Raw genomic sequence first — 6,076 nt, 5'->3', positions numbered from 1 at the left:
GCGGGCTGAGTGCTCAGTGCAGGTGCAGTTCGAGGGGGGTGGGGCTGCCGTTGTTGATGACGGACAGGTCCTGGGGGCAGGCGGAGACCACCACCAGGCAGTCGGTCGCCGCCTGGAGGGTGATGCTGTCCCCGGGCTTGGTGGAGGCGGGGAACCAGGCCAGGCTGTCGGTCCCGACCCGGATGTCCATGAACACGTTCACGGGCTGGGGCACGGTGGTGTGGGTGTCGCGGCCCGCCTGTGTCAGTACCGTGTTCAGGTTCGCGGCGCACGAGGGGTGGCCGGGCGGGGCGCCCAGGGCGGCGTAGCGGACGGCGTCGCATGCCGGGATGAGCATGTCGTGGCGTCCGGGGGAGTTGTCCTCGACCAGCGTGAGGACGGGTGTGCGCAGGTCGGTGACGAATGCCTCGCCCGGCTGCGGGAAGAGGCGGTTGACGTGGGCGCGGGTGTGCGCGGCGCTCAGGTGCCGCCCGTGGGAGGGGTCGTCCGGGTAGGCGAACAGGTCGCCGACCTGTTCGCCCTCGGGGTCGATGACGGTCAGGTGCTGCCCGGCACGGAGGAGGGCACCGCGGGCCTCGCCCGCCGGTACCAGGATCGTGTGGTCTCTGGTGACGAAATTCATGTGCACCATCCCAACGGTTGCCCCGCCACATGGGGAGGGGATGTTCGTCCACTGAATCAACTGGTTGAGTGTGGAGTGAGCTACTGGCGCCCCAGGGCGTGTTCGATGGCCGCGGCGGCGGCCAGCAGGCGGGTGTCCGCGCCGTGGAGGGCGCTGACGAGGAGCCCGGCCGGGAGAGTGCCGGGCTGGTGCACCGGCAGGGTCACACCGGGCATGTCGAGGTAGCTGAGCGTCATGGTGGTGCGCAGCGCGGTCGCGTTGACACGGGCGAAGACCTGGGGGTCGGCCAGGTCGGCCAGGACCGGGGGGCCGTGGCGGACGGTGGGAGTCAGCAGCAGGCGGCCGTCGAGGCGGGCCGCTGCCTCGCGGCGCAGCCGGGCCCGCCGGCGGCGCAGCAGGCTGATGTCGGCGTCGGTGATGCGGGCGCCGGCCGCCAGGCGGGCCGTGATGCGCGGGTCGAGACGGTCCGCGTGCGGTAAGGACGGCAGCGGGTGGGTGCGGGCCGCTTCGGCGGCGACGAGTGTGCCGTGGGCGGCGAACAGGTCCACCACCGCTTCCAGGACCGGCAGGGGCCCGGTGGTGATGTCGGCACCGGCTCGAGCCAGGATGCCGGCCGCGTCCCCGACGGCTGCCGCCGTCGGGGAGTCGGCGCCGTCGAGCGCGCCGGCCGGCAGCATCAGGCGCAGGCTGCGAAGATGCGGCGGTGGCGGGGCAGGTCGGGCGCGCAGGACCGCGTCGACGGTGATCACGTCGGTCACCGTGGCCGCGATGATGCCGATGCTGTCCAGGGTCGGGGCCAGGGCGAGCATGCCGGTGTGCGAGTAGCGGGTGCGGGAGGCCTTGTAGCCGGCCAGGCCGCACCATGCCGCCGGTACCCGGGCCGAGCCGGAGGTGTCGCTGGCCATGGCGACCGGGACGATTCCGGCCGCGACCGCGACGGCCGCCCCGGAGGAGGAGCCGCCGGGCACCCTGGCCGGGTCATAGGGGTTGGGAGGTGTGCCGAAGTGCGGATTGACGCCCAGGCCGGAGAAGGCCAGCGGCGACAGATTGGTCTTGCCGACACAGACCATGCCGGCCGCCGTCAGCGCCGCGACGACGGCGGCGTCCGCCTGTGCAGGGGCGAGGTCCTCGCGGGTGGGGGACCCGCCCGTTGTCACGGTCCCGGCCACGTCGAAGAGGTCTTTGTATGCCACCAGAACGCCGTCCAGCGGGCCCCGCCGGCGGTCCTGCCGCAGCCGGCGGGTGCCTGCGGCGGCCTCGGACCGGGCCCGGTGCCGGGTCTGTGAGATGAACGCGTCCCGGGCGGCCGGCACCCGTCCCGGTACGAGGGCGTCGAAAGCCGCCTCGGCCGCGGCCAGCGGCACCAGTCCTTGGGCAGCGCGGATGCGGGACGGCGGGACGGAGACCATGCGGGTCGCCTTTCGTGCGGTGTCGGCGCTCTGTGGCAGCGGCCCGGGCGCGGCCGCGGCGGGCGCCGGCCGGGCCCGGCGGTCTCACTGGGCCGTGCCCGCGGCGGGCCCGGATATGGGGGCACGGGCGGCGTAGCGGGTGAGCAGGACGTGCAGCACACCCGAGACGAGCAGACCGGCCAGCGGCGACAGGTCCACCCCGCCCATGGCGCGGGCGATCGGTCCCTGCATGGCCGGGACCGATCCGTACAGGGTGCTCCACGCGGCCGCCATGCCCGCGGCCAGGCTGACCAGCCCCGGCCAGTACACCGCCGGCAGACCCGAGGGCCGGTACAGCGCGGCGACGTCGGGCCGTCCCCGCCACCGGATGAAGAAGTCCGCCGCGACGACGCCCGCCCAGGGGCTGATCCACACCAGGATCGAGGACATCCACTGCCCGAACGACGTCGCGAACGAGGAGGACTGCATGAGCAGGACCAGGACGCCGCTGGCCACCAGCCCGGCAACCCCGGTGACCTTCCAGCGGGCGGTACGCAGACCCACGGTCAGCGCGGCCAGCGAACACGAGTACAGATTCAGGACGTTGGTGGCGACCGGGCCGTGCATGATCAGCAGCAGCACCGGCAGCGCCATCACCCCGAACGTCCCGATCACCAGCTGCGAGGGATCCCCGTCCCCTCCGGCGCTGGCCAGACACGCCCCCAGGGCCGCCAGCCACACCGTCGGGATGTACATGCCCGCGGCCGTCGCCCACACCACCTTGCGGTCCGACGTCCCCGGCTTGATGAACCGGGCGTAGTCACCCGAGTACGGCAGCCAGCTGATCCCCCACCCCAGACCGATCGCGGTGACGAGCTGCGTGACGGCCGTGAACTTCGCCCCGGGCGTGGTGGCGGTGCTGTGCGTCCACTCGATGTCGACCTGGGTCACCGCGATCACGGTCATCACGGCCATGACCAGCGCCGTGGCCGGGACCGTGTATTTCTCGAACGCGCGGATCGCGTAGAACCCGAAAACCGCCAGGCCGAGCTGGGCCATCATGATCACCGCGGCGACCACGTAGCGCAGCACGGTACCGCCGTGGATGCCCAGTTCCCCCAGCATCCCCATCGCCAGATCCAGGACCACCCAGGTGTTCACGCCCACCCAGCCCATGGCGAGCACGCCCTGCATGACCGCGGGCACCGCCGCGCCCCGCCGCCCGAACGCGGCCCTGCCCAGCAGCATCTGGTTGACGCCGGTGCGGTGCCCCATCAAGTTGAACACCCCGAAGAGCGCGCAGCCGACGATGTTGCCGACCGTGACCACGATCAGGGTCTCGACGAGACTGAGACCGAGCGTGATCCCCAGGGCGCCCAGCACCCAGTTGATCGGCGCGATGTTCGCGCCCGCCCAGATCCAGAACTGCTCCCAGGCCGTCGAATCGCGGGCCTCGTCCGGAATCGGCGTGACCCCGTGCGGATCGAAAGCAGCCGCCCCCGCGGGCGGCTGCGCGGTAGTACCGGTGTGACTGGTGTGGACCGTACTCATCAACCCTCACTGAATGACCGGAGCAAATGTGACGCCCATCACTCAAGCACGGGGCGGCCCCGCCACAGCAGTGGACAGACCTCTCCTCATCAGCGGTTGGGGGTGGTTGACTGGACACTGTGCTCACCCTGCGGACATTCACAGACAACCCGGCGCTGCATCTGACGGTGCTCGTGCCCGGACCGCCGGGCGCCCTGGACAGGCCGGTCACCTGGGTCCACAACACCGAACTGCCCGACCCCTCGCCGTACGTGCGGGAGAACGAACTCGTCCTCACCAACGGACTGTGGAACGAAGACGGCTGTCCGCCCGGGGAATTCGTCGCCGCCGTCCGCCGCGCCCGTGCCGCCGGTATCGTCTTCGGACTGCGCGAATCGGTGACGACAACCCCGCCGTCCCTGATCGACGCCTGCCGCCGCGCACATCTCCCGCTGCTGGAACTGGTCATCGCGATCCCGTTCACAGCTCTGTCGCAGGCCGCGGCCGCCTGCCTCCAGGACGAGACCAAAAGCCGTCTGGAAGCCTCCGTACGGCGCGGCAACGCCCTGGCCGCGGCGATCTCCGGCGACACCGGGGTCAGCGGCGCCCTGACCGTGCTGCACCAGGAATTCGGCCTGCCACTGGCCGTCGTCGACCGCCTGGGACGCCCCCTGGCCCTGGCCGCAGCACACCTGTCCGAAGAGGACCTGCACCTCCTCGGCGACACCCTGACCCGGCGCCCGCCGCCCCTGGAAGTCGCCGTCGGCCCCGCCGGCACCGCCACCGTCATCCCGGTCGGCGTCCCCGGCGACATCACCACCGCCCTGGTGTGCCTGCGCCCCGCGGCCACCCTCCAGGAACCCGAACTCGCCGCGCTGCAACAGGCCGCGCACTACCTGACCCTGGACATCACCCGCCGGCGTGCCGTCGACGCCATCGAACAGCGCTTCGCCGGTGAACTCATCGACATGATCACCTCCGGAGCCGACCGGGAGGCCGACCTCGCCCGGCGGCTGACAGCGCTGGGCATCGACCCCGCCGCGCCCCTGGCCGTCACCGCCACCGCCCACGCCGCCGGCCCCGACCCCGTCACCACCACCCTGGTCACCACCGCCCGCCAGATCCACCTGAGCGACGGCATCCCCGCCGTGCTGATCCCCGGCAGCCGCGATCTGATCGCGGTGATCGCCTGGCAGCGCCCCGTCCAGGACCTGCGTCCCTGGCTCGACCGCCTCGCCACGCGCCTCGACGAACGCTGCCCCGGCCTGCACACCGTCATCGGGTACAGCGCCCCCGCGGACGGCCACGCCCGCCTGCGCACCCCGCTGCGACAGGCCCGACAGGCATGCCACACCCTCACCCTCAGCACCACCGGCCCCAGCACCGCCACGCTGGCCGAACTGCCCAGCCACATCACACTCCTGGGAAACCTCGACGCGGGCGAACTCCAGCGGTTCGCCGACACCCTCCTCGGCCCGCTGCGTACCCACGACACCACCCGGACCACCCACCTCGAAGCGACACTGCGGGCGTTCCTCGACCGCGGCGGACACGCCAAGGCAACCGCCGACGCCCTTTACATCCACGTCAACACCCTGCGCAAACGCCTCGCCCGCATCGCCGACCTCACCGGACGCGACCCCCAGACATTCCACGGACAAATCGATCTTTACCTCGCCCTGCGGGCCGACGCCCTCATCACCCCCTGAAACAACCCCCGCGAAACCCGGCGCGCCGTGACACCGGCCACCTCAGCGCTATCGAAGCGGAGTCGGTCGGAGAAACACGGAAGGGCGGTACCGGATTTCTCCGATACCGCCTGCGACCTGCGTAAACGCTGGTCGGGACGACAGGATTTGAACCCGCGACCCCTTGACCCCCAGGAGTAGGGCCCACCCCTTTTGTCCACACATACAGCCAGAGAGACAGGAGACGCCGTGCTCTTTTGCGTATGCCGTGAACCTGTACCGACAGCGTGTGATCCCCAACTGCTCCCCACGTAGCCGGCGTTCGCCCACACCGTCGGAGCACCTCTGGAACCCCCCAGCCCCCTGTTGCTGCGGGTCGGACGGGCCGGGGGTCGTGGCCGCGGGCACGCTCGGACAGTGTCAGTGCGGTGGCCTTGCCGAGGATGCGCTGCAGGGTGAGCAGCGGCACTTGACGGAGGGGCGGATGCCGTGCAGGTGGACGTGCAGCATGCTCCGAGGCGTGGGAATGGCGCTCACCCCGGGGATCCTGGACTGCGGTGTATGAGGCGGCGCAGGTCTGCCGAGTGGCTCCCCGCGGGTTGGAGATCACTCCAGGGGTGCAGGCGGGCGCCGGTTGTTCCGTGGGGCAGGGCCGGCTCGGCGGGCGTCGCGGTGGCGTTCTGTGCGGGGGTGGGCGCGGGCTCGGTGCGGCGGAGGAGTTTCAGGGCGGCGTCCGGGCCCGAGTCCCGGCGGGCCGCCGCGACTTCTTCGAGGTTCCACGCTGCCTGGCCGATCACCGTGCGGCTGTTGCCGCGGCGCTCGACCGTGCCGCGGACCAGCAGCAGCCC

General features: G+C 71.8%; 4 protein-coding genes and 1 pseudogene. 1 reads left to right on the top strand and 4 read right to left on the bottom strand.

What is annotated here, in order from left to right:
* Positions 1-13 precede the first annotated feature (13 nt).
* The 3 genes from BFF77_RS31490 to BFF77_RS31480 form a co-directional block, all read right to left on the bottom strand.
* On the bottom strand, positions 14-622 hold the full coding sequence (locus BFF77_RS31490) for a DUF1989 domain-containing protein (RefSeq protein WP_066956873.1): 609 nt from the start codon (positions 620-622) through the stop codon (positions 14-16).
* Positions 623-702: 80 nt separating this feature from the next.
* On the bottom strand, positions 703-2,031 hold the full coding sequence (locus BFF77_RS31485; protein WP_066956871.1) for an amidase family protein: 1,329 nt from the start codon (positions 2,029-2,031) through the stop codon (positions 703-705).
* 84 nt (positions 2,032-2,115) lie between these two features.
* Positions 2,116-3,561, bottom strand: a complete 1,446-nt coding sequence (locus BFF77_RS31480; RefSeq protein ID WP_066956868.1) for a purine-cytosine permease family protein — start codon at positions 3,559-3,561, stop codon at positions 2,116-2,118.
* A 119-nt stretch (positions 3,562-3,680) separates the two neighbouring features.
* On the opposite strand from BFF77_RS31480, the gene BFF77_RS31475 reads away from it, so the two are divergent.
* Positions 3,681-5,249: a PucR family transcriptional regulator gene (locus tag BFF77_RS31475; protein WP_066956866.1), complete on the top strand. Its 1,569-nt coding sequence runs from the start codon at positions 3,681-3,683 to the stop codon at positions 5,247-5,249.
* A gap of 512 nt (positions 5,250-5,761) precedes the next feature.
* On the opposite strand, the pseudogene BFF77_RS31470 reads toward BFF77_RS31475, so the two are convergent.
* Positions 5,762-6,076 (bottom strand): annotated as a pseudogene (locus tag BFF77_RS31470) (DNA polymerase III subunit alpha); the annotation flags it as partial.

Source organism: Streptomyces lushanensis, from assembly GCF_001700515.1.
Classification (GTDB): domain Bacteria; phylum Actinomycetota; class Actinomycetes; order Streptomycetales; family Streptomycetaceae; genus Streptomyces; species Streptomyces lushanensis.
The sequence above is the reverse complement of the archived record's forward strand: the minus strand, read 5'-3'. Positions and strand labels throughout refer to the sequence as shown.

What these genes read in the sequence shown, in the direction of transcription:
- BFF77_RS31490 (WP_066956873.1), bottom strand. Translation starts at nt 622, where the DNA reads ATGAATTTCGTCACCAGAGACCACACGATCCTGGTACCGGCGGGCGAG.
- BFF77_RS31485 (WP_066956871.1), bottom strand. Translation starts at nt 2,031, where the DNA reads ATGGTCTCCGTCCCGCCGTCCCGCATCCGCGCTGCCCAAGGACTGGTG.
- BFF77_RS31480 (WP_066956868.1), bottom strand. Translation starts at nt 3,561, where the DNA reads ATGAGTACGGTCCACACCAGTCACACCGGTACTACCGCGCAGCCGCCC.